We start from the raw sequence: 26,594 nt of genomic DNA, 5'->3' as shown, positions 1-26,594 counted from the left end.
TTCGGGGACGGCCCTATCCTGCGAGGCGTGACCGACCCGTCCCACGAGCTGCTCCGGCTCGCGTCCGCCGACAACTTCCGCGACGTGGCCGGGCCGGGCCACCCGACGCGCGACGGTGGACGCGTGCGGCGCGGCGTCTTCTACCGGTCGAACGAGCTCCAGCTCACCGAGGAGGACGCCGCCTCCCTGGCGGGGCTGGGGATCCGGGCGATCCACGACCTGCGCGGACAGCTGGAGGTCGACGCCCACCCGGACGTCGAGGTCCCCGGCGCGACGTGGGAGCACGCGGAGATCTCCGGCATCCCGACCGAGATGGTGGACGGCCTCGCGGACAGCGACGCCGCGCACCGGGTGATGCGGGAGGTGTACGACGCATTCGTCCGCTCGGCCGACTCGCGGGCGGCGTACGCCCGGCTGCTGACCTCGCTCGCGACCCGCGACCTGCCGCAGCTCTTCCACTGCACGGCAGGCAAGGACCGCACCGGCTGGGCCGCCGTGCTGCTGCTGGAGATCGCGGGCGTCGACCGCGACACGATCCTCGCGGACTACCTCCTCACCAACGAGGTCTCCTCGGCCACGCGCGAGAAGTATCTGGCGCTCGTCGGCGAGCACCTCGGACCCGAGAAGGTCGAGGTCTACGAGCCGACGATGGTCGTCGAGGAGGAGTACCTCCAGGCGGCGTACGACGCGGTCGACGCCGACTACGGATCGATCGACGGCTACCTGCGTGACGGCCTCGGGCTGGGCGACGAGGTCCTCGACGCCCTGAGGATCAGACTCGTGGGCTGACGCGGTGATACCGTGGCGGTGTTGGAGGGAGCTCGCTGCTCTCGGCCGCCAGAGAAACGGCGGCGCATCTCTTGTAGTTCTTGGTCTTCGGTTCAGCTGGACATCAGGCGTCAGCGGGTGGCTCTGGCGGGCGTGGGCACAGTGTCCGCGCCATAGTGATCGAAGGAAAAGAAACATGGCTCAGGGAACCGTCAAGTGGTTCAACGCCGAGAAGGGCTTCGGCTTCATCGCGCAGGACGGCGGCGGCGCCGACGTCTTCGTCCACTACTCGGCGATCACGGGTCAGGGCTACAAGTCCCTGGACGAGAACCAGAAGGTCGAGTTCGACGTCACGCAGGGCCCCAAGGGCCCGCAGGCGGAGAACGTCCGCGCCCTCTGAGGTCGCACGGCTCAACGGGTGCCCCGGACGTCTCCACGTCCGGGGCACCTGCGCATTCGGGGAAGTCCCATCGATCAGGACGGTGACCCATGGCGGAGCAGGAACAGCTCTCGGCCCACCTGCGCGACATCTCGGTCGCCCGAGAGCGGCTGGACGAGGCGCGCCGGGTCGGGGCCCGCAGCACCGAGGTGAACCCGCTGCGCGCCGACCTCCTCGCCGCGCTCGAGGGGTACGCCGCCGCCATCACCCGGCTGGGCGCCCCGGTGCCGCACCGGATCCACTCCGAGATCGAGCTGTACCGCCGGCTCCACGGCCGGAGCTGACCCGACCGCGCCGCCTCAGGCGAGACCGTCGAAGGGCCGGACCTCGACCGGACCCCGGCAGGCCTTCGAGCCCTCGGCCGCGAGCCTCAGCGCCACGTCGAGGTCGGGGGCGTCGATGACCCAGAAGCCGCCGATGTGCTCCTTGGTCTCGAGGTAGGGGCCGTCGGTGATCAGCGGCTTCTCGCCCCGGCCGTCGACGACGGTCGCCGTGGTCGACGGCTGGAGGCCCCCGGCGAACACCCAGTAGCCCTGCTCCTTGAGCCGCTCGTTGAAGGCGCCCGTGTCGGCGAACGCCTGCTCCATCTCCTCGCGCGAACCGTAGCTGCCGAACTCGCCGCCGTCGGCCGGGCCGTGCACGGACATCAGGTAGTGCGTCATGTCGGTCTCCTTCGCGGTGGACGGTCCCGCTGACCATCCTCATCCTCTCCACGAACCGCACCCGACGGATACGACAGCCGCCTCGACCTCGCACGGTGCGAGACTCGACGCGTGCGCGAGATCCGGACCGTCCCCGACCGCCCCGCTCCCCGCTGGGGGTACGGCGCCCTGGTGGGCCTCCCCGCCGGCCTCCTCCTCGGCTGGCTCTGGACCGACGCCGCCCGGGACGCCGCCCTCGCGGTGTCGTTCGTCTTCGCCGGGCTGGTCGCCGCGGTGGCCGGTGGCTCCCACGCGTGGCGGTCGTTCGCGCTCGGGATGCTCTCGACCGCCGTCCTGCTGGCGGTGGCGCTCGTGTGGCTCAGCTCGTGATGTCGACGACGAGGAGCGCCACGTCGTCCGGGCTGTCGCCCCAGGTGGCGAGGAGCGCGTCGGCCAGCCCGTGGGGGCTCCCCCGGAAGGCGCCCACCTGATCGACGAGGCGCTCGGTGTTGGCGATGAGGTCCTCGCCGCGGCGCTCGACCAGGCCGTCGGTGTAGAGCACGAGGCGGTCGCCCGGTGACACGTCGCGGACCGCGGCCTCACGACCCCGGATGCCGGCGCCGAGCAGGGGGCCCCGCTCCTCGATCAGCCGCGGCACACCGGCCCGGACCAGGATCGGAGCCGGGTGGCCCGCGGTCACGACCCGCAGCTGTCGCCGGCTGCGGTCGAGCACGAGGATGCACACCGTCGCGATCAGCTCGGAGCCGGAGCGGTCCAGGAGGTCGTCCAGGAGATCGGCGATGACCGTGGGGTCGTGGCCCTCGAAGGCGTACGCGCGCAGCGAGTAGCGCAGCTCCGCCATCACGACCGCCGCCTCGAGGGAGTGCCCCTGGACGTCGCCGATCACCAGCATGCACTCGTCGTCGACCTCGAAGGCGTCGAAGAAGTCGCCACCGATCTCCACGCGTTGCTGCGAGGCGCGGTACCGCGCCGCGAGCCCGACACCGACCGGCTCGGGCAGCACGCTCGGGAGCAGGCTCCGTTGCAGGGTGAGGGCCGTCCGGTGCTCGAAGGCCAGCGTGCGCAGGTTCTCGATCGCGACCGCGGCGGCCTGGGCGAGCCGTTGGAGCAGCACGGCCTGGCCGTCACGGTCGTCCGGCGATCCCACGGGCACCGTGACCACGCCGACCAGGGCGGTGTCGATCCGGATCGGGCAGACCAGCCAGTCGCCGTGCGCGGCCGGCAGGTGCTCGCTCCACCCGGACTCGGGGTCGACCACCTCCACGTCCGCACCGAGCTGCGCGAGGAGGGGTGCGGTCTTCTCCTGAGGCACCACGCCGGAGGTGACGGTCCGCTCGCTCCCGGTGGCGGTGGCCCACCAGGCCTCGCCCTGCTCGTCCAGGTGAAGCGCCACGGCCGGCGCATCGAGGACCTCGTTGGCGGCGCGGGCCGTCGCCTCGACCAGGCGCAGGATGCTGGCCGCGACGTTGAGGCGGACAGCGGCCCGGTTGAGGCGCGCCAGGCGGGTGGCCAGCAGCTCCGCGTCCCTCCGGGCGCTCGAGGAGCGCAGCAGGGCGCGCACGGTCGAGATCATCTCGTCCGGCTCGATGGGGTCCACGAGATAGGCGTCCGCGCCCTCGTCCAGCGCCGTGACCTTGTCGACGAGCTCGCGGGCCACGGCGGAGACGTGGATGACCGGCGTCGAGGCCAGCGCGGCGTCGGAGCGGATGGTGCGGGTGATGTCCAGGCCGCTGCCGTCGGGGAGGTGCACGTCCAGGACCGCGAGGTCGATCGTCTCGGTCTGGAGCAGCGCCACGGCCTCGCCGGCGGTGGCGCACTCGAGGACCGCGAAGCCGGCACGCCGGAGCCAGCTCGTGAGGACGTACCGCTTCGCCGGGGTGTCGTCGCAGACGAGGATCCGGGGCGTGGTCACGCGCTCGTCTCCTCGGGCCGGCGGGGCAGGCGGATCGTGAACCGGCTGCCCTCCCCTAGGGTGCTCCGGAGCTCGATCGCCCCCTGGAGGGCCCGGGCCACGCGCTGCGCGAACGGGAGGCCCAGCCCGGTGCCCTTCGCCGTCGCGTGGAGGGAGGTCCGGGCCTGGAAGAACTCCTCGAAGACCCGCGCCTGGTCCTCCTCGCTGATGCCCAGGCCGGTGTCGGCGATGCTGAGGAGGGTCTCGTCCTCGTCCTGCTCGATCTCGACGCGCACGGAGCCGTGGGTCGTGAACTTCGCCGCGTTGCTGAGCAGGTTGCGCGTCACGTGGCGCAGCAGGTCCGGGTCGGTCCGCAGCACCATCCCGGGCGGCACGTCCTCGATCAGCAGCTGCACGCCCTCGCGCAGGAGCGGGCTCGCCAGGCTGCGGAGCTCGTCGCACAGGACGTCCACCGGCAGGTCCTGGAACACCGGGTCGAGGCGTCCGGACTCGGCCTTGGCCAGGTCGAGCAGCTCGTTCACCAGGGTGAGGAGGTCCGCGGCGCTCGCGCGGATGAAGTCGATCTGCTCGGTCTGCTCCGGCGTCAGCGGTCCGGCTCCCGGATCGGTCAGCAGCCTGGTCAGGCCGAGCACCGAGTTGACCGGCGTCCGCAGCTCGTGGCTGATGCTGCGGAGGAAGCGACTCTTGGCCTCGCTGGCCGCCGTGAGCTGCTCGTTCTTCTCGTCGATCTCGGCGTAGAGCGCCACGACCCCCTGGTTCGTGCGCTCGAGCTCCCCGGACAGCTCGTTGTAGAGCGCCATGACCCCGTGGTTGGTCTCCTCCAGCTCACGGTTGAGCCTCTCCAGCTCGGCGTTCTTCGAGCGCACGGTGTCGAGGAGAGCGACGAGCTCCTCGTTCTGCTGTCGCATCTCCTCGATCGGGTTCGCCGGTGACTGGCTGGCGACCACCGTCCGCAGCCGGTCGAGGTCGGCGGTTGCCAAGGGGGCCGCGGCGGACTTCGCCAGCTCCACGACGGCTCCGCCGTCGGCCTCGGCATAGGTCAGGGAGTCCACCAGCCGCTCGGCGGCCCGGATGCTCGCGGCGTGGCGAGGCAGCCGCGTGTGCGTCAGCGTGACGACCAGATCGGTCCCGCGGCGTACCGCGAACGAGAGCCGGGCGCCGCCCGCGCCGGCCGCCTCCCGGGCGAGCTCGCTGATGGCGGTCGCCCACCGGGTGGCGTCGATCCGGTCGAGTCCCACCTCGGTCGCCAGCTCGCGCCCGACCTGACGGGCGGCGAAGACGTCGGCGTCCTCGCCGAGGGTCATGACCAGCAGCGCCTCGGGCTCTCCGGAGCTCACGACGTCACTCGCAGGGCCAGGACGCTCGCGTCGTCCCTCCGCGTGCCCGCGTCGCGCAGCAGCACCGCCGCGCACACGGTGGCGCCGTGACGTCCCGGCACCGGGAGCGTGGCCGCGTCCCACTTCTCGGTCAGTCCGTCGCTGTGGAGCACCACGAGGTCGACGTCGTCGAGCTGGTGCCGGTTCTCCACGACCCGCGGCAGGCGATGCCCGACGATCCCGGGCTGGGAGATGAGCGTCCGCGGGCGCTGACCCGCGCCGACCAGCCGACCGCTGATGTTGCCGACGGCCGCATGCGTCAGGACCCCGCTGTCCAGGTCCACCCGGCTGACCGCCACCGCCGCTCCGCGCGTGCCTCCGAGTGCGGAGTGCATCCGCTGGACGAGATCGCGGGGATCCTCCGACACGGACGACTCCAGCACGACCGCGGCGCGTCGAGCCGGCTCGGCGGCGAGCGTCCCGTGCCCCAGCCCGTCGGCGACCATGAGGAGCCACCCGCGCGCGGTCCTCCGGGTCGCGATCACGTCGCCGCAGACGGTCTCGCCCCGCAGCGTCCGCACCAGCCGCCCCACCGGGTCCTCGGCCTCGTCCGCACCGGCGATCTCGGCCACGACGACCGCCCCTCGGGCCGGTTCCGCCCAAACCCGGAGCCTGGTCGCCAACCGGCGCACCGCGCCCAGGCCGACGCCCAGGGTGCCCGCGGTCGAGACCCCGTCGTCGATCAGCGCCTCGAGGTCCCGGGTGCCGGGACCGGAGTCGATCGCCAGCAGCTGGACGCCGCCGCTCGGGGTCGAGCGGACGACCAGGTCGCCGCCCCCGGCGTGCTTGACCAGGTTGGTCGCCAGCTCGCTCGCGACGATCTCGACCTCACCGACCCGCTCCTCCGGGAGGCCGAGCGCCGCCGCGACCGTGGCCGCACGTCGTCGTGCCGTGGCGACCGCTGCACCCTCGTCGACGGCGACCCAGACGTCGTCGGCATGACGGGGGCCGATCTCGGCGGCGGATGTCACCGCCGCCACTTGAGGATCCGTACCCGGGTGCCCTGACCGGGCGAGGTGTCGATCTCGAACTCGTCGACCAGCCGCCGGGTGCCCGAGAGACCCAGGCCCATGCCGTTGCCGCTGGTCCATCCGTCGGTGAGCGCGAGCTCGACGTCCGGGATCCCCGGCCCGTCGTCGCTGAAGACCAGCTCCACCCCGGTCCGGCCGGCGCGTTCCACCCGGGCGGCGAGCACCTCGCCGCCGCCGCCGTACACCAAGGTGTTGCGGGCGAGCTCGCTGGTCGCGGTCACGAGCTTGGTCTGGTCGACGATCGAGAGCCGCGCCTCGACCGCCAGGTCGCGCGCCGCCTGTCGGACCTTCACCACGTCGGCGTCGCTGGCGACGACCAGCGGTGTCGCGTTAGCCGTCGCGCCGGTCATCGCCGACCACGGGTCGTGCGTTCGCCGAGGAGGACGCCAGGATCGCCAGCCCACGGTCGACGTCGAGCGCCGTACGCACCCCGTCGAGCGTCAGCCCGAGCTCCACCAGCGTGATGGCCACCGCGGGCTGCATGCCCACGACGACCGTCTCGGCGTCGAGCACCCGGGACACCGCGGCGGTCGTCGAGATCATGCGTCCGACGAAGCTGTCGACGATCTCGAGGGCGGAGATGTCGATGAGCACCCCCTTCGCGCCCGTCTCGACGATCCTCTCGCTCAGGTCGTCCTGGAGCTGGATCGCGATGTGGTCCTGGAGGTCGATCTGGATCGACACCAGCAGGACGTCGCCGATCCGCAGGACCGGGACCCGCTCCATCAGCGGCCGGCCCGGTCGATGGCCACGACGTCGACGCCGGAACGGCGGAGCGCCAGCAGCATCGCGTCGGCCAGGTTGGCCTTCGTCTGGATGTCCCCGAGCTCGATCCCGAGGGCGACGACGGTCTGCGCGATCTGCGGACGGATGCCCGAGATGATGCACTCGGCACCGAGCAGGCGGGCCGCCTGGACGGTCTTGAGCAGGTGCTGGGCCACCTGGGTGTCCACGGCAGCGACGCCGGTGATGTCGATGATCGCGTGCTCGGAGCCGGTGTCGACGAGCGCCTGGAGCAGCGCCTCCATCACGACCTGCGTGCGGGCCGAGTCGAGCGTGCCCACGAGCGGCAGCGCCACGATGCCGTCCCACAGCTTCACGACGGGGGTGGACAGCTCGAGCAGGGTCTCGGCCTGCTCCGCGATCACGGCCTCACGCGCCCCGGCGTACGTCTCGAGCATGAAGAGGCCGAGGTCGTCGACCACGCGGGAGAGGTCGGCGAAGGCGCGGTAGTCGTCGCCGTCACCGCTCCCCTCGATCACCTCGAGCACCGCGTCCTTGAGCGCGAAGACGCTCACCGCGGTCTCGGTCGGCGTGAAGCCCTGCCGGGCCCGGGCCCGGGCGAGATCGCTGAGCAGGGAGCGGAGCCCGTCGAAGGACGTGCCGCGGACGTCGACCTGCCCGGAGGCGGAGGCTCCCTCGACCAGACCGTCGAAGATCTCGCCGATGTCGTGGGCGGACTCGGCTGCCGTCATCCGCCCCGCGAGGGACCGGCCGACGATCTCCTGCCACTCCGACACCACGGCCTCTCGATGCTCTCGCAGGAGTTCGGGCCATCCGCTCGTCGCACTCTCCACCAAGACACTCCTCATCGCTTGCTCCGAGACGGACGTCGATCGACCCACGCCGCGAGGCATCGGCGACACAGGACGCTACTGGTCGCGGCCACGACATGCGCATCCGGTCGGGCGATCCCACCCGTGCGGGTGAGGCCTCGTCACCGACCCTCGACGACGTGGTCAGGTGCCGCAGTACGTCGTGTACCGCCCGAAGTCGTCGGGGGCAGGGGCGGCGTACCGCTCCAGACCGGGCCGCTCGGCGTACGGCTCCCGGACGACGTCCACGAGCGACGTCACCGGCCCGAGGTCCCCGGCGGTGGCGGCGTCGAGGGCCTCCTCGACCAGGTGGTTGCGGGGGATGTAGACGGGGTTGGTGCGGACCAGCAGGGCCGGGTCGGGCGCGAGGGCGCGCCAGCGGGCGAGCCAGGCGTCGATGGCGGGCAGGTCGAGGAAGCGTTCGCGCAGGGGCTCGGCGTCGCCGCGGGCGGCCGGGGCGAGGGCGCGGAAGGTGCTGGTCCAGTCGGCGTGGCTGGTGCGCATGAGCTCGAGCAGCTCGTCGGCCAGGGCGTCGGCCAGGTCGTCGGCGGGCCCAGGCGTGCCGAGGCCGAGCTTGGCGCGGAGGCCGGCGGACCAGGCGGCGGAGTAGCGGGCGCGGAAGGCGCCGAGCGACTCGGTGGCGAGGGCGACCGCCGTCTCCGGGTCGCCGGAGAGCAGCGGGAGGAGCGTCTCGGCGAAGCGGGCGAGGTTCCACTCGGCGACCATCGGCTGGTTGCCGTAGGCGTAGCGGCCGCCGGTGTCGATCGAGCTGTAGACCGTGGCCGGGTCGAACGCCTCCAGGAAGGCGCACGGGCCGTAGTCGATGGTCTCGCCGGAGATCGTCATGTTGTCGGTGTTCATCACGCCGTGGACGAAGCCGACGAGCATCCACTGCGCGACCAGCTCGGCCTGCGCGGCGACCACCGACTCGAAGAGAGCGAGGTAGCGGTTCGCGGCGGACGCGGCGGCCGGGTGGTGGCGCTCGATCGCGTGGTCGGCGAGGCGGCGCAGCAGGTCGGCGTCACGGGTCGCGGCGGCGTACTGGAACGTGCCGACCCGCAGGTGGCTGCTCGCGACCCGCGCCAGCACCGCACCGGGCAGGACGGTCTCGCGCTGCACCCGCCGGCCGGTGGCGACGACGGCGAGCGACCGCGTGGTGGGTACGCCGAGGGCGTGCATCGCCTCGCTGACCACGTACTCGCGCAGCATCGGGCCGACGGCCGCACGACCGTCGCCGCCGCGGGAGAACGGGGTGCGGCCCGACCCCTTGAGGTGGAGGTCGCGCACGCGGCCCTCGCGGTCGGTCAGCTCGCCGAGCAGCAGCGCCCGGCCGTCGCCGAGGCGTGGCGCGTAGCCGCCGAACTGGTGCCCGGCGTACGCCTGCGCGACGGGGGTCGCGCCGGGCGGGACCAGCGTGCCGGTCAGCAGGCGCACGCCGTCCGGGGTCCGCAGCGCGTCCGGGTCGAGGCCGAGCTCGGCGGCCAGCGCATCGTTGACCACGAGCAGCTGCGGGTCCGGCGTCTCCTCGGCCTGCCACGGCAGCGCGAGGTCCGCGAGCTCGGTCGCGTAGCGGGTGCCGAGCCGGAGGGCCTCGAGAGTCGTCGTCACTCCGTCGAGCGTACCGAGGGTGCGTTCCTACGGCGCGTGATCGGCGTGGTCGTCCTCGATGTCGAGCCGCTTGAGCTTCTGGGTGTCGGTGAAGGTGACCTCGACGGTCTCGAAGCCCTTGTGGCGCTGCGCCCGCGCGTAGCCGGCGTACGCGCGACGGTCGGCATCGGTGAGCGCCACCCGGTCGGTGAACGGCGTGAGCAGGGCGCGGGGCCAGAGGCGGCGCTCGAGGACGACGTTCACCTCGATGCCGAGCACGCCGATGACGGCGGTGAGCCAGAGGAGGCCGATGAGGCCGAGGACCAGGCCGAAGGTCTGGTTCATCGCGCTGGTCTCGGTGAGGACCTTGGTGACGTAGAGCGTGCCGAGGCGCTGGAGTCCGACCCACAGCAGCGAGGCGGCGAGGGCGCCGGGCACGGCACCCCGCCAGAGGTCGTGGCTGCGGGCGGCGCCGACCCGGAAGAGCGCCGTGAGCACGACGGTGTTCACGACGACCGTGAGCAGCGTGATCGGCCAGCGGTAGGACGACAGGGTGTCGCCCAGGACCTCGGTGTTCGCCGCGAGGGTCGACAGGATCGAGATCGCGAGCACGGCGACCCCGGCGGTGACGAGCAGGAAGAGGCTCTTGAGCCGGAGCAGGATCGGGTTGGGGCGGCTGTTGCGCGGGACCGACCAGGCGACGTTGAGCGCGTTCTGGAGGGCCTGGCCCAGGCCCATCGCGCCGTAGAGCGCGACGAGACCACCGATGACGATCGCGGGGGTCGAGCCGGTCAGCCCCTCCGGTCGGCCGAGCTGGTCGCCCACGATCGGGAACTGCGCGAGCGCCGAGTCGATCAGGTCGTTCCGGAGCTCGTCGTTGCCCTGGAGGATGAAGCCGAGGATCGAGGAGCCGAGCAGCAGCAGCGGGAAGATCGCGATGAACGCGTAGTAGGTGATGATCGAGGCGAGGTAGTTGCCCTGGTCGTCGAAGTACTTGTAGATCACCGCGAGCGGGTAGCCGAGCACGGACCACCGCTGCTGAGCGCGATCCGCTCCGTCGAGGACCCTTCCCACACGATCACGCTAGCGGGGATCGTCCTCCACCACGGTCAGGTTGCCGTCGGCGTCGGGGGGCCGGGGTCGGGCAGCGTCGGCATCTCCAGGCCGGTCCGCCGGCCGACCAGCACCGCCCGGGTGACCGAGGAGGAGCCGAACCTGTCCCGCACCCGGTCGAGCGCGGCGTCGAGGCCCACCTCGTGCACGTCGTGCTGGAACAGCGGGAGCTCGAGCTGCTGCGACCGCCCGTCGGCCAGCCCGGAGATCGTGACGCCGAGCAGCGTGCAGCCCTTCTCCTCGATCAGCGGCCAGGCCGCCGCGAGCAGCCGGCGGCCGGTCTCCAGCCAGGTCGCGGTGGTGGCGGTCGAGTGGGCCAGCGTCGCCGAGCGCGTCGCCCGCGTGAAGTCGTCGAAGCGCAGCCGCAGCGTGAACGTCTGCCCGATCCGCTCCCCCGCACGCAGCCGCCGCGACACCCGGTCGACCAGGCCGGCGAGCAGCGCGTCGAGCTCGATCCGGTCCTTCTTCCTCCCCGGCCGCCCGATCGCGCACTGCGACCCGATCGACCGGCGCCGTCGGCCGACCTCGACCGGCCGCGGGTCGAGCAGGTTGGCCAGCGCCCACAGGTGCCGGCTGGCCGCCTTGCCGACGGTCGCGCTCAGCTCGACCTCCTCGCGCGCGGCCAGCTCGCCGATCGTGCGGATGCCGTCGGCGTGCAGCCTGGTCGCGGTCACCGCGCCGACCCCCCAGAGCCGCTCGACCGGCAGCGGGTGGAGGAACGCCTCCTCGCCCTCGGGGGGTACGGCGAGCAGCCCGTCGGGCTTGGAGACCGCGCTCGCGACCTTGGCGAGGTACTTGGTGCGGGCGATGCCGACCGAGATCGGGAGACCGACCTCGTCCTTCACCCGCACGCGCAGGTCGTGCGCGATCTGCTCGGGCGGCCCGACCAGCCGGCGCAGGCCGCCGACGTCGAGGAACGCCTCGTCGATGGAGATGCCCTCCACCAGCGGCGTGGTGTCGTCGAAGATCTCGAAGACGCGCTTGCTCGCCTCGACGTACGCCGAGAAGCGCGCCGGCACCACGATCGCCTCCGGGCAGAGCCGCCTCGCCTGGCGCCCGCCCATCGCGGACCTCACCCCGCACGCCTTGGCCTCGTAGCTCGCCGCGAGCACGACCCCGCCCCCGACGATCACCGGCCGCCCGCGCAGGCTCGGGTCGTCGCGCTGCTCGACCGAGGCGAAGAACGAGTCGAGGTCGGCGTGCAGGATCACCCGCTCATGATCGAACACATGTTCGATTGAAGGCAAGTGTCCCGGCCGCTGTAACGTGTGATGTCTCAGGACATGGGTGACAGTTCTGCATCAGGACTTCGGTGACACCTGATGTGTCAGGACTTCGGTGACACTTGGGGGTTCTTCGGACGTGTTCCGGGTGGTCGGCCGTTGCCGACGTAGCTGATCCCGACGGCGGGTCGGACGTGTTCGGCGAGGATCTCGCCTTGCAGGTCGGTGATGGTGATCTTGTCTCCGGGCTGAGTGCCCTCGGTGATGACGAGGACCTGTTTGAAGGCGTGGTCGACGTCGATCTTGTAGAAGACCTTGTCCACGTGAACGGTGCCGCCGGTGCTGACCTTCCGGATGCGGGTGTCGGCTGGCAGCTCGGCCGGCGGGGGTGGTTGCGGGTGCATGTACCGCTGCGGCACGGGCCGCTCGAACCATGGCTTCTGATCAGTGCTGGGGCGGGGCGGGTTGGCCTTCGGTGTTGCTTCCCATGCCGCCAACGGTGTGACGCGGCCCGGTAGCCCTTGGTGCGGACGTTCGGTGTTGTAGATGTGGTCGAAGGCGTCGACCTGAGCCTGCAGCTCGGCCAGCGACTCGGCAAGCGGCTGCTTGTCGAGGTAGCGGAACAGAGTCTGGTGGAAGCGTTCGTTCTTGCCCTGGGTGGTCGGCTTGTACGGCTTCCCGGTGATCGGCTCGACCCCAAGCCGCGACACGTGGTCGACGAGTTGGCCCAGGTACCCGCGCCGCGAGGGGTTGAGCGCGAGTCCGTTGTCGGACAGCAGCCGTTGCGGGACACCGTGGGCGGCGATGGCCTTGTCGACCACCTTGATCGCGTCCATGACGGTCTCGCCCCAGGCGACGTGGGACGCCACGGCGTAGCGGGAGTGGTCGTCGATGAGCTGGAAGATCACACACTTGCGGCCACCGGTCAGGACGTACTCGGTGGCATCCAGTTGCCAGCACGCGTTCGGGGCCGGGTAGACGAACCGCCGCCAGGCCGAGCGAGGTCGTTTCTTCGGCTCGAGTCGGGCAACGCCAGCCTCGCGGAAGATCCGAGCCAGCGACGCGACCGAGGGCACCACGTCCAGGCCCATCGCGTGCATCTTGTCGTGCACGCTGATCGGCCCGTGGTCCAGCCCGGACGCCTCGAGCGCCGCGCGCACCTGAACCGCTTGGGCCTTGACCGCCTCGGTCAGCTTCGAGGGGCTCGTCTTCGGTCGGCGGGTGCGGGGCTCGAGCACCGCGGCCGGTCCCTCGGTCTTGGCGCGCTTGCGCAGCTCGTAGAACGACTTGCGGGAGATGCCGTGCTCGGCACAGAACGTCGAGACCGCCCCGCGCGGTGCGTCATCGGGCCACTGGGAGATCGCGAGACGGACACGGGGATCGATGGGTTCACTGGCTGCCACCGCCGAAGCCTCGGGGCAGAAGTGTCACCACCAAGACGATTTAAAGTGTCACCGATGTCCTGATGGAGATTCGTCACCGATGTCCTGCGACATGACACCGGCCGCTGTAACGCCGGGTTACCTGCTGTTCCCACGGGCTTGCACCGGGGTGGGTAGAGCGAACAACCCGGCGTTACAGCGGTCAGTAGGACTTGGGCAGCCCGAGCGAGTGCATCGAGACGAAGTTGAGGATCATCTCGCGGCTCACCGGCGCGATCCGGCCGGCCCGGGTCGCGACCAGCAGGCCGGCGACGCCGTACTCCTGGGTGATGCCGTTGCCGCCGTGGGTCTGCACCGCGACGTCGGCCGCGTGGCAGGCGGCCTCGGCAGCGGCGTACTTGGCCATGTTGGCGGCCTCGCCCGCGCCCATGTCGTCGCCGGCGTCGTAGAGCGCGGCGGCCTTCTGGGTCATCAGCCGGGCCATCTCGGTCTCGATGTGCGCCTGCGCGATCGGGTGCGCGATCGCCTGGTGGGAGCCGATGGCGTCCTTGAACACCGTGCGCTCCTTGGCGTACGCCGCCGCCTTGTCGATCGCGTGCCGCGCGAGCCCGGTGGAGAACGACGCGGCCATGATGCGCTCCGGGTTCAGCCCGGCGAACAGCTGCACGAGGCCGCCGTCCTCGTCGCCGACGAGCGCGTCGGAGGGGAGCCGGACGTCGTCGATGAACACCTGGAACTGCAGCTCGGGGCTGACGATCTCCATCGGGATGGCCGTGAACTCGAAGCCCTCGGCGTCGGTGGGGACGACGAACAGCACCGGCTTCACCTTGCCGGTCCGGGCGTCCTCGGCCCGGGCGACGACGAGCACGTTGTCCGCCTCGTCGACGCCGGAGATGTAGATCTTGCGGCCGTTGAGCACCCACTCGTCGCCGTCGCGACGCGCCGTCGTGGTGATGTTGTGGGTGTTGGTCCCGGCGTCGGGCTCGGTGATCGCGAAGGCCATTGTGCCGGTGCCGTCGCAGATCCCCGGCAGCCACCGCTGCTTCTGCGCCGGCGTCCCGTAGCGGGTGATGATCGTGCCGCAGATCGCCGGGCTCACGACCATGAGCAGCAACGGGCAGCCCTGGGCCGCCAGCTCCTCGCACACGGCCGCGATGTCGCCGATGCCGCCACCGCCACCGCCGTACTCCTCGGGGATGTTGATGCCGAGGTAGCCGTTCTTTCCGATCTCCAGCCAGAGCTCGGTGGTCTTGCCACCGGAGCGGGCCTTCTCGGTGAAGTACTCGCGGCCGTACTTCCCGGCCAGCTTGGCCACGGCCTTGCGGAGCTCCTGGCGCTCCTCGGTCTCGCTGAACGCGTTCACGCTTCCTCCACCACTGCCAGAACCTCTCCGGCCGCGACCTGCGCGCCGGGCTTCACGTCGATCTCGGACACCACGCCGGCGTGCGGCGCGCTGACCGTGTGCTGCATCTTCATCGCCTCGAGCACGAGCACCGGCTGGCCCGCCTCGACCTGCTGTCCCGCCTCGACGGCCACGCTGACGACCGTGCCGGGCATCGGTGCCAGCAGGCTGCCGCTCGCGACCTGCGCGGCCGGGTCGACGAACCGCGGGACCCGCGTGAGGCGGACGTGCCCGCGGGGGCTGTCGACGTCGACAGCGGCTCCGTCGACACTGATGCGGTACGTCGTGCGCACCCCGTCGGTCTCCAGCGTCACGGCGTCCCGGCCCGCGGCGACCACGGCGTGGCCGTCGACGCGGTAGCCAGCGGAGGCGCCGTACCACTCCACCGTGCACTCCTCGAAGACCGTGCGCTGCGGCTGCGACACCACGTTGCGCCACGCGACCGGGATGCCGCGCTGGACCGTGCGCGCCTCCTGGGCCCGCTCGGCCAGCGCGATCGCCGCGGCGACCGCTGCGCCCTCGTCCTGTGCCTTACTCACCGTGTAGTCGGACAGGAAGTCCGTGCTGACGTCGCCCGCCAGGAAGGCCGGGTCCCGCAGGACCTGCACCAGCAGGTCCCGGTTGGTCACCAGCCCGTGGATCCGCGCGCGGCTCAACACCGACGCGAGCTTGCGGGCCGCGGCCTCGCGGGTCGGCGCGTGCGCGATCACCTTGGCCAGCATGGCGTCGTAGTGCGTCGACACCTCGCTGCCGGTCTCGAAGCCGGCGTCCACGCGGATGCCGTCCTCGAGGGGGATCTCGAACGTCGTCAGCCGGCCGCTCTGCGGCTGGTAGTCGGCGGCCGGGTCCTCGGCGTACAGCCGGACCTCGATCGCATGGCCGTCGGGGTTCCGAGACGGTTGCAGGGCAACCTCCTCGACCACCGACAGCTGCGCCTGCACCAGGTCGACGTCGTGCACCAGCTCGGTGACCGGGTGCTCGACCTGGAGGCGGGTGTTCATCTCCAGGAAGAAGAATCGCTCGGTGGTCGGGTCGTAGAGGAACTCGACCGTGCCGGCGCCGCGGTAGTCGACCGCCTCGGCGGCCTTCCGCGCCGCGTCGTGGAGCGCGGACCGGACCTCCTCGGAGAGCCCCGGCGCAGGGGCCTCCTCGACGACCTTCTGGTGCCGGCGCTGGAGCGAGCAGTCCCGCTCGCCGAAGACGCGGGTGCCCACCACCTGCACCTCGACGTGGCGGCCGTGCTCAACGTACGGCTCGACGAAGACCGTGCCGTCGCCGAACGCCGACGCGGCCTCGGCCTCGGCGGCCGCGATCTCGCCGGCCAGGTCCTCGAGCCGGCGGACGATCCGCATGCCGCGGCCTCCTCCACCGGCGGAGGCCTTCACCAGCAGCGGCAGGTCGGCCGCCGTCGGGTCCGCGGGCGCCTCGAGCACCGGGACGCCGGCGGCACGCATGATCTCCTTGGCCCGGATCTTCGAGCCCATCGCCTCGATCGACTCGGGCGCCGGACCGACCCAGACCAGGCCGGCGTCCTCGACGGCACGGGCGAAGTCGGCGTTCTCCGAGAGGAAGCCGTAGCCCGGGTGGATCGCGTCCGCGCCGGAGCGGCGGGCCGCGTCGAGCACGAGGTCGATGCGCAGATAGGTCTCCGCGGGCGTGTTGCCGGGGAGGCGTACGGCGGCGTCCGCCTCGCGCACGTAGGGCAGGTCCGCGTCGGCGTCGGAGTGGATCGCCACCGTCTCGATGCCCAGGGTGCGGCAGCTGCGGAAGACCCGCGACGCGATCTCGGCCCGGTTGGCCACGAGCAGGCGACTGATGGTGCGCTTGGTCATGGCCGGAACACCCCGAATCGGTCCGTGCCGACGATCGGCAGGTTCTCGATGACGGACAGGCAGATGCCCAGGATCGTGCGGGTGTCGCGCGGGTCGATGACGCCGTCGTCGTACAGCATCCCCGAGAGGAAGTACGGCATCGACTGCTCCTCGATCTGGGCCTCGACCAGGTCCTTGATCCCCTGGAAGCCCTCGGCGTCGAACTCCTGTCCGTTGGCCTCGGCCGACTGGCGCGCGACGATCTCGAGCACGCCGGCGAGCTGGGCCGGGCCCATCACCGCGGACTTCGCGGACGGCCAGGTGAACAGGAAGCGCGGGTCGAAGGCGCGGCCGTTCATGCCGTAGTTGCCGGCGCCGTACGACGCGCCCATGATCACGCTCAGGTGCGGGACCGTGGAGTTGCTGATCGCGTTGATCATCATCGCGCCGTGCTTGATGATGCCGCCCTGCTCGTAGTCCTTGCCGACCATGTAGCCGGTGGTGTTGTGCAGGAAGAGCAGCGGGGTGTCGGTCTGGTTCGCGAGCTGCACGAACTGCGTGGCCTTCTGGGCCTCCTCGGAGAACAGCACGCCCTGGGCGTTGGCCAGGATGCCGATCGGCCGGCCGTGCAGCCTGGCCCAGCCGGTGACCAGCGAAGTGCCGTAGAGCGGCTTGAACTCGTCGAAGACGGTTCCGTTGGTGTCCGACACGCCGTCGCAGATCCGGCGGATGACCTCGCGCGGGTCGAACGGCTCCTTGAGGTCGGTCGGGATCAGGTCGAGCAGGCCCTCGGGGTCCTCGTCGGGCTCGGCCCAGGAGGCCGGCGCCGGGGTCGCCTTGCGCCAGTTCAGCCGCGCCACGATGCGCCGCCCGATCCGGATCGCGTCGAGCTCGTCCTCGGCGAGGTAGTCGGCCAGGCCCGAGGTGCGGGCGTGCATCTCGGCGCCGCCGAGCGACTCGTCGTCGGACTCCTCGCCGGTCGCCACCTTCACCAGCGGCGGGCCGCCGAGGAAGACCTTCGCCTGCTCCCGGACCATCACGGTGTAGTCGGACATGCCGGGCACGTAGGCCCCGCCGGCCGTGGAGTTGCCGAAGACCAGCGCGATCGTCGGCTCCTTGCGAGCACTCGCGCGGGTGATGTCGCGGAAGAGCTTGCCGCCCGGGATGAAGATCTCCTTCTGCGTCGGCAGGTCCGCGCCGCCGGACTCGACCAGGGAGACCGTGGGCAGCCCGTTCTCCTCGGCGATCTGCGAGGCCCGGAAGATCTTCTTCACCGTCCACGGGTTCGAGGCGCCGCCCTTCACCGTGGGGTCGTTGGCGGTGATCATGCACTCGACGCCCTCGATGACACCGATGCCGGTCACCACGCTCGCGCCGACCGGGAAGTCCGAGCCCCACGCGGCCAGCGGCGACAGCTCCAGGAAGGCCGAGCCCTCGTCGACGAGCAGCTCGATCCGCTCGCGCGGGAGCAGCTTGCCGCGGGCGTGGTGGCGGTCGACGTACTTCTCGCCTCCGCCCGCGACGGCCTTGGCGTGCTCGGCGTCGAGGCTCGCGACCTTCTCCAGCATCGCCTCGCGCCGAGAGATCGGCTGGGCGCTCACCTCTCGACCACCTGCTTCATGCGCTCGAGGGTGGTGCGCATGCCCTGCTCGTTCGTGCGGCCGCGCAGCCGGCCCAGGACCGCCCAGTAGAGGCGCATCGGCAGCCGCGGCTCGAGGCGGAAGTACTCGGTGACCAGCGAGCCGTCGCCGTCGGCCGCGATCCGGTAGCCCCAGTTGTTGACGGCCACGTCCTCGGTGCCGACGAGGAACTCGAAGACCTCGTTCGGCACGCACTTCGTGACCTTGCAGGGCGTCCAGTACGTCGGGCCGACGCCGTTCCGCTTCACGTGGCCCTTGAAGTAGGCGCCCACCTCCGGGCCGGTCGAGCCGCGGGTCCACTCGGCCTCGAAGGTCTCCGGCGAGAACTCGCCGACCCGGGTCACGTCGGACACCAGGGCCCAGACCTTCTCCGGCGGTGCGTCCATCCGGACGGTGACTTCGCCCTTCACGCGTAGCCCAGCAGCTTGGCTGCGAGATCGGTCAGCACTTCGCTGGCCCCTCCTCCGATCGGCAGGATCCGGGCGTCGCGGTAGTGCCGCTCCACCTCGGTCCCGTGCATATATCCCGTCCCGCCGTGCAACTGGACGGCCTGGTCGCAGACGTAGGTCGCACAGTCGACCGCGGTCTGTTTCGCCAAGCAGGCTTGGGCGATCACGTTCTCGCCGGCCACGTGTCGCTCGGCGACGGAGCGGGTGTAGGTGCGCGCGACCTCCACCTGCCGGTGCATCTCGACGAGCTTGTGGCGCACCACCTGCCGGCTGGCCAGCGGCGTGCCGAAGGTGTCCCGGTCGCGGCAGTACGCCGCCGTGAGCGCGAGCGAGCGGGCGGCGATGCCGTAGCCGTGGACCGCCAGCGCGAGCCGCTCGACCACGAACTGCTCGGCGATCTGGAGGAACCCGCTGTTCTCCTCGCCGACCAGGTTCGCGACCGGCACGCGCACGTCGACGAACGACAGCTCGGCGGTGTCGGAGCAGTGCCAGCCCATCTTGCGCAGCGCTCGGTCGACGGTGAAGCCGGGCATCCCCTTCTCGATCACCAGCAGGCTGACGCCGCCCGCTCCCGGGCCGCCGGTGCGCACGGCGGCCGTCACGAAGTCGGCGCGGACCCCGCTGGTGATGAACGTCTTGGCGCCGTTCACGACATAGTGAGCGCCGTCCCGAACGGCGGTGGTGCGGAGGCCGCCGACGTCGGACCCGCCGCCGGGCTCGGTGATCGCCAGCGAGCCGATCTTCTCGCCGGCCAGCGTGGGGCGCACGAACCGGTCGACCAGGTCGGCGCTGCCGTGGGCCGCGATGTGCGGGAGCGCGATGCCGCCGGTGAACAGCCCGGCCATCAGGCCGCTGGACGCGCCCGCCTCGAACATCCCCTCCTGGAGGTCGACGGTGTCGAGCACGTCGCCGCCCTCGCCGCCGACGGATGCGGGGAACGCGACCCCGAGCAGCCCCTGCTTCGCCGCGGCCCGGTGGAGCCCGCGCGGGATCTCGCCCGTGTCCTCCCAGTCCTGGAGATGGTCGACGACCTCACGGCGGGTGAACTCGGCGCCGAGCTCGCGCAGGCTCATACGAGGTCCTCCTGCACGTGGACGTAGCGCGAGCGGACCCATTCGCCCAGGCCCTTGGCCTGCGGGTCGAACCGGGTCGACGCGGCCACGCCGTCGCCGAGCAACCCGTGGACGACGACGTTGACGCCACCCAGGTTGGGCAGCACGTAGACGTCGACCTCGAGCGCCGCGGCCTCGGGCACCAGCTCCCGCACCTTGCGCGGGGTGATCAGCTTGGCCAGCCAGGTCACGCGGTCGGCGTACTTCTCCGAGCCGTCGTTGACGACCCAGAGACCGATGTTGGCGTCGCCGCCCTTGTCGCCGGACCGCGCGTGCACGAACGTGCCGAGCGGCATCCGGCGGGTCACCTGGTCGACCGGCGCGGGGTACGGCGACGGCCGCCGTCCCTCGGCGGGGTCGGGCTCGGAGAACGCGGTCGGGTCGGCGACGACCTCGCGGCGGCCGTCGGCGTGCACGACGGTGTGGGTGACGGCCGAGCGGTCGACGTACTCCGGGCGGTACACGCCGAACGGCGACGGCTGGGCCGGCGGCCCGGTCATCGTGAAGCCGGGGTACGACGCCAGCGCGAGCTCGACGGCCGGGCCGGTGAACGCGCGGCCGACCGGCTCGGGCTTCGGGTCCTTGACGATGCAGCGCAGGAGCGCGGACGCGCCCTCCTCGGTGTCGGCGTCCGGGGCCGGGGTGGCGGCCAGCGTCCAGGTCACGTCGGCGGCGGTGAGGCGCGGGCCGAGCTGCTCGCGCACCCAGTCGGCCTTGGCCTCGATGTCGAGGCCGGTGAGCACGAACTCCGCGGTGTTGCGGAACCCGCCGAGCTCGTTGACGCAGACCTTGAGCCGCTCCGGCGGGGCCTCGCCGCGGACGCCGGTGATCTCCACGCGGTCCGGGCCGACCTCGCGCAGCCGCACGCTGTCGAGGTGGGTGGTGACGTCGGGGTTGAGGTAGCGCGTCGACTGGACCTCGTAGAGCAACTGGGCGGTGACGGTGTCGACCGTGACGGCGCCGCCGGTGCCGTCGTGCTTGGTGATCACGCTGCTGCCGTCGGCGGCGATCTCGGCGAGCGGGAAGCCCAGCGGCGTCAGGTGGTCCGGCAGCGAGCGGAACCCCGAGAAGTTGCCGCCGGTGGCCTGGGTGCCGCACTCGAGCACGTGCCCGGCGACGACGGCACCGGCCAGCTCGTCGTACTGCTCGGGGGTCCAGCCGTGGTGCGCGACCGCGGGGCCCACGACGAGGCTCGCGTCGGTGACCCGGCCGGTGACGACCACGTCGGCGCCGCCGCGCAGGGCGGCGGCGATGCCGAAGCCGCCGAGGTAGGCGTTGGCGGTGAGTGCCCCCTCGAAGCTGAGCGCACGGAGGTCGTCGCCCTCGACGTGCGCGACGTTCACGTCGAGGCCGAGGCCCTGCGCGACCTCCCGGATGCGGTCGGCAAGGCCCGCCGGGTTGAGGCCCCCGGCGTTGCTGACGATCCTGACGCCGCTCTCGAGCGCCAGGCCGAGGCAGTCCTCGAGCTGGCGCAGATGAGTCTTGGCATAGCCCAGCGACGGGTCCTTCAGGGTGTCCTTGCCGAGGATGAGCATGGTGAGCTCGGCGAGGTAGTCACCGGTCAGGTAGTCGAGCCGGCCACCCTCGAGCATCTCCCGCATCGCGGAGAGCCGGTCGCCGTAGAACCCGGAGCAGTTGCCGATCCTCACTTCTGGGCCCGCCCCTCACCGGCCGGGCCGGCGAACGCCTGGGCGATCGTCAGCCACGTCTCGGCGTCCGCGCCGGTGGCGACCAGGTCGGTGTCGGCGCGGTGCACGCGCTGGCTCACCAGCAGGCAGAAGTCCACCGCCGATCCCCCGACGCGTTGCTCCGCGGCGTCCGGGCCGAAGGTCCAGAGGTCGCCCGAGGGCGCGCTCAGCTCGATGCGGAACTCCTCGGCCGGCGCCTCCAGCCCGTGCACCGAGAACGCGAAGTCCCGGGTGCGTACGCCGAGGTGCGCGACGTGCCGGATCCGGTCGGTGTGCTCGGCGGCGATGCCGAGGGCGTCGTACACGTCGAGCGCGTGGGCCCACGTCTCCATGAACCGCGCGGTCGCCATCGAGGCGGGCGACATCGGCGGGCCGAACCACGGCATCTTCTGGCCCTCGGGGTACTCCCGCAGCGCGCGCGGCAGCGCCTCGCGGGCCTGGCCCCACCGGGCGAGCAGCGCCACGGGCGCGAGCCGGGCGACCTCGTGCGCCTGCTGGTCGACGAACCCGAGCGGATCCTCGAGCGCCCGGAGGACGAGCGCGTCCCAGGCGTCCTTGCCTTCGGGGGAGTCGGTGGCGGCGACGGCCGCGACCTCGTCGGTCCAGAGCAGGTGCGCGACCTGGGTCGCGACGGTCCAGCCGGTGGCCGGGGTCGGCGTCGCCCAGCCGTCCTCGTCGAGCCCGGAGACGGTGTTCCAGAGCCGGTCGCTCTCGGCCTTGAGGTCGTCGAGCAGGTCGTCGAGCAGCGTCATGACAGCTCCTTGCTGATCTCGGCGCTGATCTCGGCGTCGAGCACCTCGGCCCAGCGGTCCAGGATGTGACCGCGGCGCCGGGCGTCGTCGGTGATCGTGTCGGCGAGGCCCAGCCCGCGCACCAGGTCGAGCGTCGCCTGCACCAGCTCGCGGTTGCCCGCTGCGGACTCGTCGAGGCCGAGCAGCTCGACGGTGAGCCGGTGGGTCTCGCGGCCGATCCGCTGCTCCAGCGGCGCGACGGCCTCCAGCAGGGCGGCGTCGGTGCGGGCGGCGACCCACAGCTCCAGCGCGGCGCTGAACACCGGCCCGGTGAAGTGGTCGGCGAGCATGTCGAGCACGGCGCGGGTCCGCCGTCGCCCGTCCGGCAGCCGCGCCGCGGCCGCGGCCAGCTCCTCGCCCCGCTTCGCGGCGAGGTGCTCGACGGCGGCCACGACCAGGTCGTTCTTCGTGGGGAAGTGGTGCAGCTGCGCTCCGCGGCTGACTCCGGCGCGCTCGGAGACCAGCGTCGTCGACGTCCCCGCGAAGCCGCGCTCGACCAGGCAGTCGACGGTGGCCTCGAGGAGCCGGGCGCGCATCAGCCGGGTGCGCTCCTCCTGGGGGACGCGTGAGCTCCCGGCCGTCGCAGTCACGCGCCCAGCATGGCTCGATCGGCAACAAACAGTCAAGCCTGATTGTTTCTTTACCGGTCAGACGAGCCGGGCCACCAGGGGCAGCCGGGACCGCACCGTGAGCGCGACGATCGCCGCCGTGACCAACGGGAGCGCGACGACCAGGCCCCCGATGAGCAACCAGGGGATATCGAGGAACGGACCGGCGTCCGACCAGCTCGGCGACGTCAGCGGGTAGGTGATCGCGATGCCCGGGATGAAGCCCACGGCGGCCCCGAGCACCGCCCCGACGAAACCGACGACCAGCGCGTAGCCCGCCGCGATCCCCCGCCGCCGGCGCGGCGAGGCGCCCACCGCCGACAGGGTGGCCAGGTCAGGACGGGCGTCGGAGAGCGCGAGGAAGGTCGCGGTCAGGGTGCCGCCGAGCATCAGCACCGCACCCAGCGTCCCCAGCACCAGCTGAATGATCACGGCCTCGTCGTCGGCCCGGTAGCCGCGCTCGACGTAGAAGCCCGCCTGGCGCGACACGGCCGTGACCGCCTCGCTGAGGTCGGTGGCCTGCCGGTCGGTGAGGTCGGCGCCGTCGACGAAGAGCGAGACCGTGCGGGCGTCGACGCCCAGCCCCTCGACCTGCTCAGGTGTGATGACCGCCCGAGGCGCGACCTGGTGGGGCTCGATGCGGACGAGGTACGCCGGGGTGTCGACGTGCGTCGTGGACTCGATCCGGCCGCGTCGGTCGTGGGTGGTCGCCTGGATCCGCACGTCGTGCGGACCCGTGGCGTCGTCGTTGGTGAACACCAGCGCGCCGCCGGCCGCGAGCGTCTCCTGGGCACCCGCGAGACTGGCCTCGTCGATCATCGGCAGCGCCGACAGCCCCGAACCGTCGTCGACGAGGACGCCGGCGCCGATCGCCCCGCCGACGTAGTCGATCCGCAGCGGCTCGCCGTCCAGCTCCACCGCGGTGTCGACGTAGCCACCGCCGGGGACGGCGTCCACCACGCCGACCAGCTCGGTCACCCGGGCGGCCGGCACGTGCTGCGCGACAGCGGCGCGGAGCGCCGGCCAGTCGGCCCGGGCGCGGTCGTCGGTGACCGACGCGGTGCCCATCGGGAGCGCCTGCTCGTAGGTGCCACGGTTCTCGGCCTCGTCACTGGTGATCGCGATGCCGAGGGTGACCACGCCGGCGACGGTGGCGGCGACCGCCGCCACGGCCGGCACCGTGCGGGTCCGGTGGCGAGCCGCGTCGCGGGCGGCGTACCGCCCCGAGAGCGGCAGCGGCGCCGACAGCCTCGCGACGAGCACCACCACGACCGGGACCAGCAGGATCATGCCGAGGATGGCGAGCACCGCGGACCCGGCGATGAAGAACTCCCCGTTCTGGTGCGCCGTGGCGCCGTACGCCGCTCCGGCGACGCCGAGGCCGAGCAGCACCAGCCCCAGGATCGGCGAGCGCACCGACGGGGGCCGGTCGGCCCGCCGGCCGGCGAGCACCGCGACGACGTCCTGGCGCGACGCGATCCACGCGGGGACGAGGGTGGCCAGCAGCGCGCTGAGCAGGCCGAAGCCCGCCACGCCGAGGACGTGCAGCCAGGGCACCTCGACCGGACCGAACCACGTGTCGGACCAGCGCTGGAGGACCGGGCGGAGCGCGATGCCGGCGCCGATCCCGGCAAGCACCCCAACCGCGGCCGCGACCCCGCCGAGGACGACGCCGTTGGCCAACACGACCCGGCGGCTCTGCGCCGGGGTGCCGCCGCTCGCGGCCATCAGGGCGAGGCTGCGGGCCTGGCGCCGGGCACCGACCGCGAAGGCGGGGCCGGCCAGCAGCACGACCTCGAGCAGCGCCATCGCGACGACCAGCACGATCACCGCGATGGTGGCGTCGTCGGTGCCGCCGGCGCTCCAGGCCTGGATCTCCTCGGGGATCTCGGACGGCGGCGGCGGGTCCTCGACGACGGCGCGCGAGAGCACGGTCGCGCCCAGCGCGTTCAGCGCGCGGACGGTGTCCCAATCGACCGGACCGCCGCCGACCAGCCAGGTCGGCGAGGCGCCGAGGGCGTCGGGGAGGCCGAGGCTGCCCACCGGGCCGGCCGCGAAGGGGTAGGAGCGCACCGCGGCGGACTCCGCGACGCCGACGATCATCGGCTCCGGCGCGTCCTTGCCGCGGACCTTGAGGCGCTCGCCGACGGCGTACCCCTTGTCGAGCAGCGCCCGGTTGACGACGACCTCGGCGGCGCTCTCGGGCAGCCGCCCGGACGTCAGGCGGACCAGCCCGTCGGCGAGCGGGTCGTCGAGGTCGACCTCGAGCACCTCGGCCCAGCCGACGCCGGCGTCGGTGTGCAGGTCGACGCCGCCGGTCCGCTGCGGGAGCAGGCGGACGCTGCCCCCGGACGACGTCAGCGCGGCGGCGAGGTCGTCCGCGGTCGGGGCGGACTCCGGCCTCTTGCCGACCGCCGCGCTGGCGTCGCCCGGGTCGACCCCCTGGACCATCGGCCGGCCCTGCGCAGGGACCTGGACCTGGGCGGTGGCCGTGCCGAGCCGGCGGTCGAGCGACTCGACCGAGCTGACGTCCTGGGTCTGGATCAGCACGTCGGCGGCCGTGACGGCGAGGACGGGCAGGGCGATCATCACGATCGCCAGGACCGAGCGCCCGCGGGCGCGCAGCGCCTCGCGCCTGGCGAGGCGGAGGGCCAGCCGCCAGGAGGCGAGCCGGCTCATCGGGAGGAGCCCGACTCGAGCAGCACCTCGGCCGGGTCGGCGCCGGTCTCGTCGACGACGACGCCGTCTCGGAGGAAGACCACCCGGTCGGCCCAGGCCGCGTGGCGGGCCTCGTGGGTGACGAGGACACCCGCGGCGCCGGCGTCGCAGCGCGCGCGCAGCAGCCGCAGGATGTCCTCGCCCGTCTCGCTGTCGAGCGCCCCCGTGGGCTCGTCAGCGAGGATCAGCCGGCGCTCGCCCACCACCGCGCGGGCGATCGCTACGCGCTGCTGCTGGCCACCCGACATGTGGTCGGGGAAGCGGTCCGCGAGGTCACCGATCCCGACCTCGCGAAGCGCCTCGCGCGCCGCGGCTCGCGCGGTGCGGCCGCGGACGCCGTCGAGCTCCATCGGGAGCGCGACGTTCTCGGCGGCGGTGAGCGCCGGGATCAGGTTGAAGTCCTGGAAGACGTAGCCGATCGACGTACGCCGCATCCGGGCGCGTCCGGCGTTGCCGATGCTCGCCAGGTCGACACCCTCGACCGCGACGGACCCGGAGGTCGGGGCGTCCAGGCCGCCCGCGAGCGTGAGCAGGGTCGACTTGCCGGAGCCGGACGGGCCCATGACCGCGACCAGCTCACCGGCGCCGACCCGGAAGGACACCTCCCTGAGCGCGCGCACCTCCGTGGCGCCCTCGCCGTGCACCCGGGTGACGCCGTCGAGGCGCAGGACCGCGCTCATCGGGCGACCTCCTTGTCGACCGGGGAGGCGACCGGGGAGGCGGCCGGAGAGGCGACCGGGGCGGGCGCCGCCGCCCGCGCCTCGACAGCGGCACGGCGCACCCGCGCCTCGCAGTGGTCGAGCCAGCGGATCTCGGCCTCGGCGGCGAAGACCAGCGAGTCCAGCACGAGGCTCCACGCCAGGTCCGCGGCGCCCTCGCGCTTGAGGCGGGTGTAGTCCTGAAGCGCCGACATGGTCGCCGTGCGCTGCTGCTGGATCACCGTCCCGACGTCGACGCCCGGCATGGTGACCGCGAGCGCGAGCTTGATCGCGAGCTCGTCGCGGGGCGGCTGGGTCCGGGCCACCGGCGTGGTGAACCACGCGGCGACCTCCGCACGCCCGGCGTCGGTCACCCGGTACACCACGTGGCCCTCACCGTCGGACCCGGCGCCCTCGACCAACCCGTCGCGCTCGAGCCGGGTGAGGGTCGTGTAGACCTGCCCGACGTTGAGCGGCCAGGTGGCGCCCGTCCGCTGCTCGAACTCCACTCGGAGCTGGTAGCCGTAGCGCGGCCCCTGCTCGAGCAGGGCCAGCAGTGCCTGCTTGACCGACATGTCGCCTCCCGGAC

General features: G+C 72.5%; 25 protein-coding genes and 1 pseudogene. 4 read left to right on the top strand and 22 right to left on the bottom strand.

Translation table 11 applies throughout. The features are described 5' to 3' along the window. The first annotated feature begins 27 nt into the window (after positions 1–27). From ACYQ0U_RS05775 to ACYQ0U_RS05765, 3 genes are all read left to right on the top strand, one after another. Positions 28–789, top strand: coding sequence for a tyrosine-protein phosphatase (locus ACYQ0U_RS05775; RefSeq protein ID WP_459970385.1), 762 nt, complete (start codon positions 28–30; stop codon positions 787–789). Between the two features lie 175 nt (positions 790–964). Then, positions 965–1,168, top strand: coding sequence for a cold-shock protein (locus tag ACYQ0U_RS05770; RefSeq protein ID WP_459970382.1), 204 nt, complete (start codon positions 965–967; stop codon positions 1,166–1,168). A gap of 89 nt (positions 1,169–1,257) precedes the next feature. Next, a complete protein-coding gene (locus ACYQ0U_RS05765) occupies positions 1,258–1,491 on the top strand; it encodes a hypothetical protein (protein ID WP_459970380.1) in 234 nt (77 codons plus the stop codon). Between the two features lie 15 nt (positions 1,492–1,506). On the opposite strand, the gene ACYQ0U_RS05760 is transcribed toward ACYQ0U_RS05765, so the two are convergent. Further along, positions 1,507–1,869, bottom strand: a complete 363-nt coding sequence (locus tag ACYQ0U_RS05760; RefSeq protein WP_459970378.1) for a YciI family protein — start codon at positions 1,867–1,869, stop codon at positions 1,507–1,509. Positions 1,870–1,980: 111 nt separating this feature from the next. On the opposite strand from ACYQ0U_RS05760, the gene ACYQ0U_RS05755 reads away from it, so the two are divergent. After that, positions 1,981–2,238: a hypothetical protein gene (locus tag ACYQ0U_RS05755; RefSeq protein ID WP_459970375.1), complete on the top strand. Its 258-nt coding sequence runs from the start codon at positions 1,981–1,983 to the stop codon at positions 2,236–2,238. Here the strand turns inward: ACYQ0U_RS05755 and ACYQ0U_RS05750 are convergent. The 21 genes and pseudogenes from ACYQ0U_RS05750 to ACYQ0U_RS05650 all read right to left on the bottom strand — a co-directional run bounded on the left by ACYQ0U_RS05750 (position 2,228) and on the right by ACYQ0U_RS05650 (position 26,580). Then, complete coding sequence (locus ACYQ0U_RS05750) at positions 2,228–3,781, bottom strand: SpoIIE family protein phosphatase (RefSeq protein WP_459970373.1); 1,554 nt, start codon at positions 3,779–3,781, stop codon at positions 2,228–2,230. The two genes, ACYQ0U_RS05755 and ACYQ0U_RS05750, sit on opposite strands and share 11 nt — an antisense overlap. Then, positions 3,778–5,118: an ATP-binding protein gene (locus ACYQ0U_RS05745; RefSeq protein WP_459970371.1), complete on the bottom strand. Its 1,341-nt coding sequence runs from the start codon at positions 5,116–5,118 to the stop codon at positions 3,778–3,780. The genes ACYQ0U_RS05750 and ACYQ0U_RS05745 overlap by 4 nt, the downstream gene beginning before the upstream one ends. Then, positions 5,115–6,128, bottom strand: a complete 1,014-nt coding sequence (locus ACYQ0U_RS05740) for an ATP-binding protein (protein WP_459970369.1) — start codon at positions 6,126–6,128, stop codon at positions 5,115–5,117. The genes ACYQ0U_RS05745 and ACYQ0U_RS05740 overlap by 4 nt, the downstream gene beginning before the upstream one ends. After that, positions 6,125–6,538, bottom strand: coding sequence for an anti-sigma regulatory factor (locus tag ACYQ0U_RS05735; RefSeq protein ID WP_459970367.1), 414 nt, complete (start codon positions 6,536–6,538; stop codon positions 6,125–6,127). Before ACYQ0U_RS05735 ends, ACYQ0U_RS05740 begins: the two co-directional genes overlap by 4 nt. Next, a complete protein-coding gene (locus tag ACYQ0U_RS05730) occupies positions 6,519–6,914 on the bottom strand; it encodes an STAS domain-containing protein (protein ID WP_459970365.1) in 396 nt (131 codons plus the stop codon). The genes ACYQ0U_RS05735 and ACYQ0U_RS05730 overlap by 20 nt, the downstream gene beginning before the upstream one ends. After that, entirely contained in the window at positions 6,914–7,765 is an 852-nt protein-coding gene (locus ACYQ0U_RS05725; protein WP_459970363.1) for an STAS domain-containing protein, read from the bottom strand. The genes ACYQ0U_RS05730 and ACYQ0U_RS05725 overlap by 1 nt, the downstream gene beginning before the upstream one ends. A 162-nt stretch (positions 7,766–7,927) precedes the next feature. Continuing rightward, positions 7,928–9,391 (bottom strand): protein adenylyltransferase SelO, encoded by a 1,464-nt coding sequence (locus ACYQ0U_RS05720; RefSeq protein ID WP_459970361.1) that lies wholly within the window; start codon positions 9,389–9,391, stop codon positions 7,928–7,930. A 27-nt stretch (positions 9,392–9,418) separates the two neighbouring features. Continuing rightward, positions 9,419–10,444, bottom strand: coding sequence for a YihY/virulence factor BrkB family protein (locus ACYQ0U_RS05715; protein WP_459970359.1), 1,026 nt, complete (start codon positions 10,442–10,444; stop codon positions 9,419–9,421). Between the two features lie 35 nt (positions 10,445–10,479). Continuing rightward, positions 10,480–11,712 carry a DNA polymerase IV gene (gene dinB / locus ACYQ0U_RS05710; RefSeq protein WP_459970356.1) on the bottom strand — a complete coding sequence of 411 codons (1,233 nt, stop codon included), beginning with the start codon at positions 11,710–11,712 and terminating at the stop codon, positions 10,480–10,482. A 323-nt stretch (positions 11,713–12,035) separates the two neighbouring features. Continuing rightward, a pseudogene (locus ACYQ0U_RS05705) lies at positions 12,036–13,109 on the bottom strand (integrase core domain-containing protein); the annotation flags it as partial. A gap of 181 nt (positions 13,110–13,290) precedes the next feature. Further along, positions 13,291–14,451 carry an acyl-CoA dehydrogenase family protein gene (locus tag ACYQ0U_RS05700; protein ID WP_459970354.1) on the bottom strand — a complete coding sequence of 387 codons (1,161 nt, stop codon included), beginning with the start codon at positions 14,449–14,451 and terminating at the stop codon, positions 13,291–13,293. Further along, positions 14,448–16,322, bottom strand: a complete 1,875-nt coding sequence (locus ACYQ0U_RS05695) for an acetyl/propionyl/methylcrotonyl-CoA carboxylase subunit alpha (protein ID WP_459970351.1) — start codon at positions 16,320–16,322, stop codon at positions 14,448–14,450. Before ACYQ0U_RS05695 ends, ACYQ0U_RS05700 begins: the two co-directional genes overlap by 4 nt. Next, entirely contained in the window at positions 16,319–17,869 is a 1,551-nt protein-coding gene (locus tag ACYQ0U_RS05690; protein ID WP_459970451.1) for an acyl-CoA carboxylase subunit beta, read from the bottom strand. Before ACYQ0U_RS05690 ends, ACYQ0U_RS05695 begins: the two co-directional genes overlap by 4 nt. A 29-nt stretch (positions 17,870–17,898) precedes the next feature. Beyond that, positions 17,899–18,351, bottom strand: a complete 453-nt coding sequence (locus tag ACYQ0U_RS05685; RefSeq protein WP_459970348.1) for an SRPBCC family protein — start codon at positions 18,349–18,351, stop codon at positions 17,899–17,901. After that, complete coding sequence (locus tag ACYQ0U_RS05680) at positions 18,348–19,463, bottom strand: acyl-CoA dehydrogenase family protein (RefSeq protein WP_459970343.1); 1,116 nt, start codon at positions 19,461–19,463, stop codon at positions 18,348–18,350. The genes ACYQ0U_RS05685 and ACYQ0U_RS05680 overlap by 4 nt, the downstream gene beginning before the upstream one ends. Continuing rightward, the gene (locus tag ACYQ0U_RS05675; RefSeq protein WP_459970339.1) at positions 19,460–21,151 is read right to left on the bottom strand and encodes an acyclic terpene utilization AtuA family protein; all 1,692 of its coding nucleotides are present in this window, start codon (positions 21,149–21,151) and stop codon (positions 19,460–19,462) included. Before ACYQ0U_RS05675 ends, ACYQ0U_RS05680 begins: the two co-directional genes overlap by 4 nt. Beyond that, positions 21,148–21,942, bottom strand: coding sequence for a TIGR03084 family metal-binding protein (locus tag ACYQ0U_RS05670; RefSeq protein WP_459970337.1), 795 nt, complete (start codon positions 21,940–21,942; stop codon positions 21,148–21,150). Before ACYQ0U_RS05670 ends, ACYQ0U_RS05675 begins: the two co-directional genes overlap by 4 nt. Further along, complete coding sequence (locus tag ACYQ0U_RS05665) at positions 21,939–22,571, bottom strand: TetR/AcrR family transcriptional regulator (protein ID WP_459970335.1); 633 nt, start codon at positions 22,569–22,571, stop codon at positions 21,939–21,941. The genes ACYQ0U_RS05670 and ACYQ0U_RS05665 overlap by 4 nt, the downstream gene beginning before the upstream one ends. Positions 22,572–22,628: 57 nt before the next feature. Continuing rightward, positions 22,629–25,268 (bottom strand): FtsX-like permease family protein, encoded by a 2,640-nt coding sequence (locus tag ACYQ0U_RS05660; RefSeq protein WP_459970333.1) that lies wholly within the window; start codon positions 25,266–25,268, stop codon positions 22,629–22,631. Next, complete coding sequence (locus ACYQ0U_RS05655) at positions 25,265–25,987, bottom strand: ABC transporter ATP-binding protein (RefSeq protein ID WP_459970331.1); 723 nt, start codon at positions 25,985–25,987, stop codon at positions 25,265–25,267. Before ACYQ0U_RS05655 ends, ACYQ0U_RS05660 begins: the two co-directional genes overlap by 4 nt. Next, the gene (locus ACYQ0U_RS05650; protein ID WP_459970329.1) at positions 25,984–26,580 is read right to left on the bottom strand and encodes a PadR family transcriptional regulator; all 597 of its coding nucleotides are present in this window, start codon (positions 26,578–26,580) and stop codon (positions 25,984–25,986) included. The genes ACYQ0U_RS05655 and ACYQ0U_RS05650 overlap by 4 nt, the downstream gene beginning before the upstream one ends. Positions 26,581–26,594: the final 14 nt, after the last annotated feature.

This window comes from Nocardioides pyridinolyticus, assembly GCF_054653575.1.
The sequence above is the reverse complement of the archived record's forward strand: the minus strand, read 5'-3'. Positions and strand labels throughout refer to the sequence as shown.

Coding starts and splice junctions, on each gene's coding strand:
- ACYQ0U_RS05770 (WP_459970382.1), top strand. CDS start 965: ATGGCTCAGGGAACCGTCAAGTGGTTCAACGCCGAGAAGGGCTTCGGC.
- ACYQ0U_RS05765 (WP_459970380.1), top strand. CDS start 1,258: ATGGCGGAGCAGGAACAGCTCTCGGCCCACCTGCGCGACATCTCGGTC.
- ACYQ0U_RS05760 (WP_459970378.1), bottom strand. CDS start 1,869: ATGACGCACTACCTGATGTCCGTGCACGGCCCGGCCGACGGCGGCGAG.
- ACYQ0U_RS05735 (WP_459970367.1), bottom strand. CDS start 6,538: ATGACCGGCGCGACGGCTAACGCGACACCGCTGGTCGTCGCCAGCGAC.
- ACYQ0U_RS05730 (WP_459970365.1), bottom strand. CDS start 6,914: ATGGAGCGGGTCCCGGTCCTGCGGATCGGCGACGTCCTGCTGGTGTCG.
- ACYQ0U_RS05695 (WP_459970351.1), bottom strand. CDS start 16,322: ATGACCAAGCGCACCATCAGTCGCCTGCTCGTGGCCAACCGGGCCGAG.
- ACYQ0U_RS05690 (WP_459970451.1), bottom strand. CDS start 17,869: ATGCTGGAGAAGGTCGCGAGCCTCGACGCCGAGCACGCCAAGGCCGTC.
- ACYQ0U_RS05680 (WP_459970343.1), bottom strand. CDS start 19,463: ATGAGCCTGCGCGAGCTCGGCGCCGAGTTCACCCGCCGTGAGGTCGTC.
- ACYQ0U_RS05670 (WP_459970337.1), bottom strand. CDS start 21,942: ATGACGCTGCTCGACGACCTGCTCGACGACCTCAAGGCCGAGAGCGAC.
- ACYQ0U_RS05660 (WP_459970333.1), bottom strand. CDS start 25,268: ATGAGCCGGCTCGCCTCCTGGCGGCTGGCCCTCCGCCTCGCCAGGCGC.
- ACYQ0U_RS05655 (WP_459970331.1), bottom strand. CDS start 25,987: ATGAGCGCGGTCCTGCGCCTCGACGGCGTCACCCGGGTGCACGGCGAG.
- ACYQ0U_RS05650 (WP_459970329.1), bottom strand. CDS start 26,580: ATGTCGGTCAAGCAGGCACTGCTGGCCCTGCTCGAGCAGGGGCCGCGC.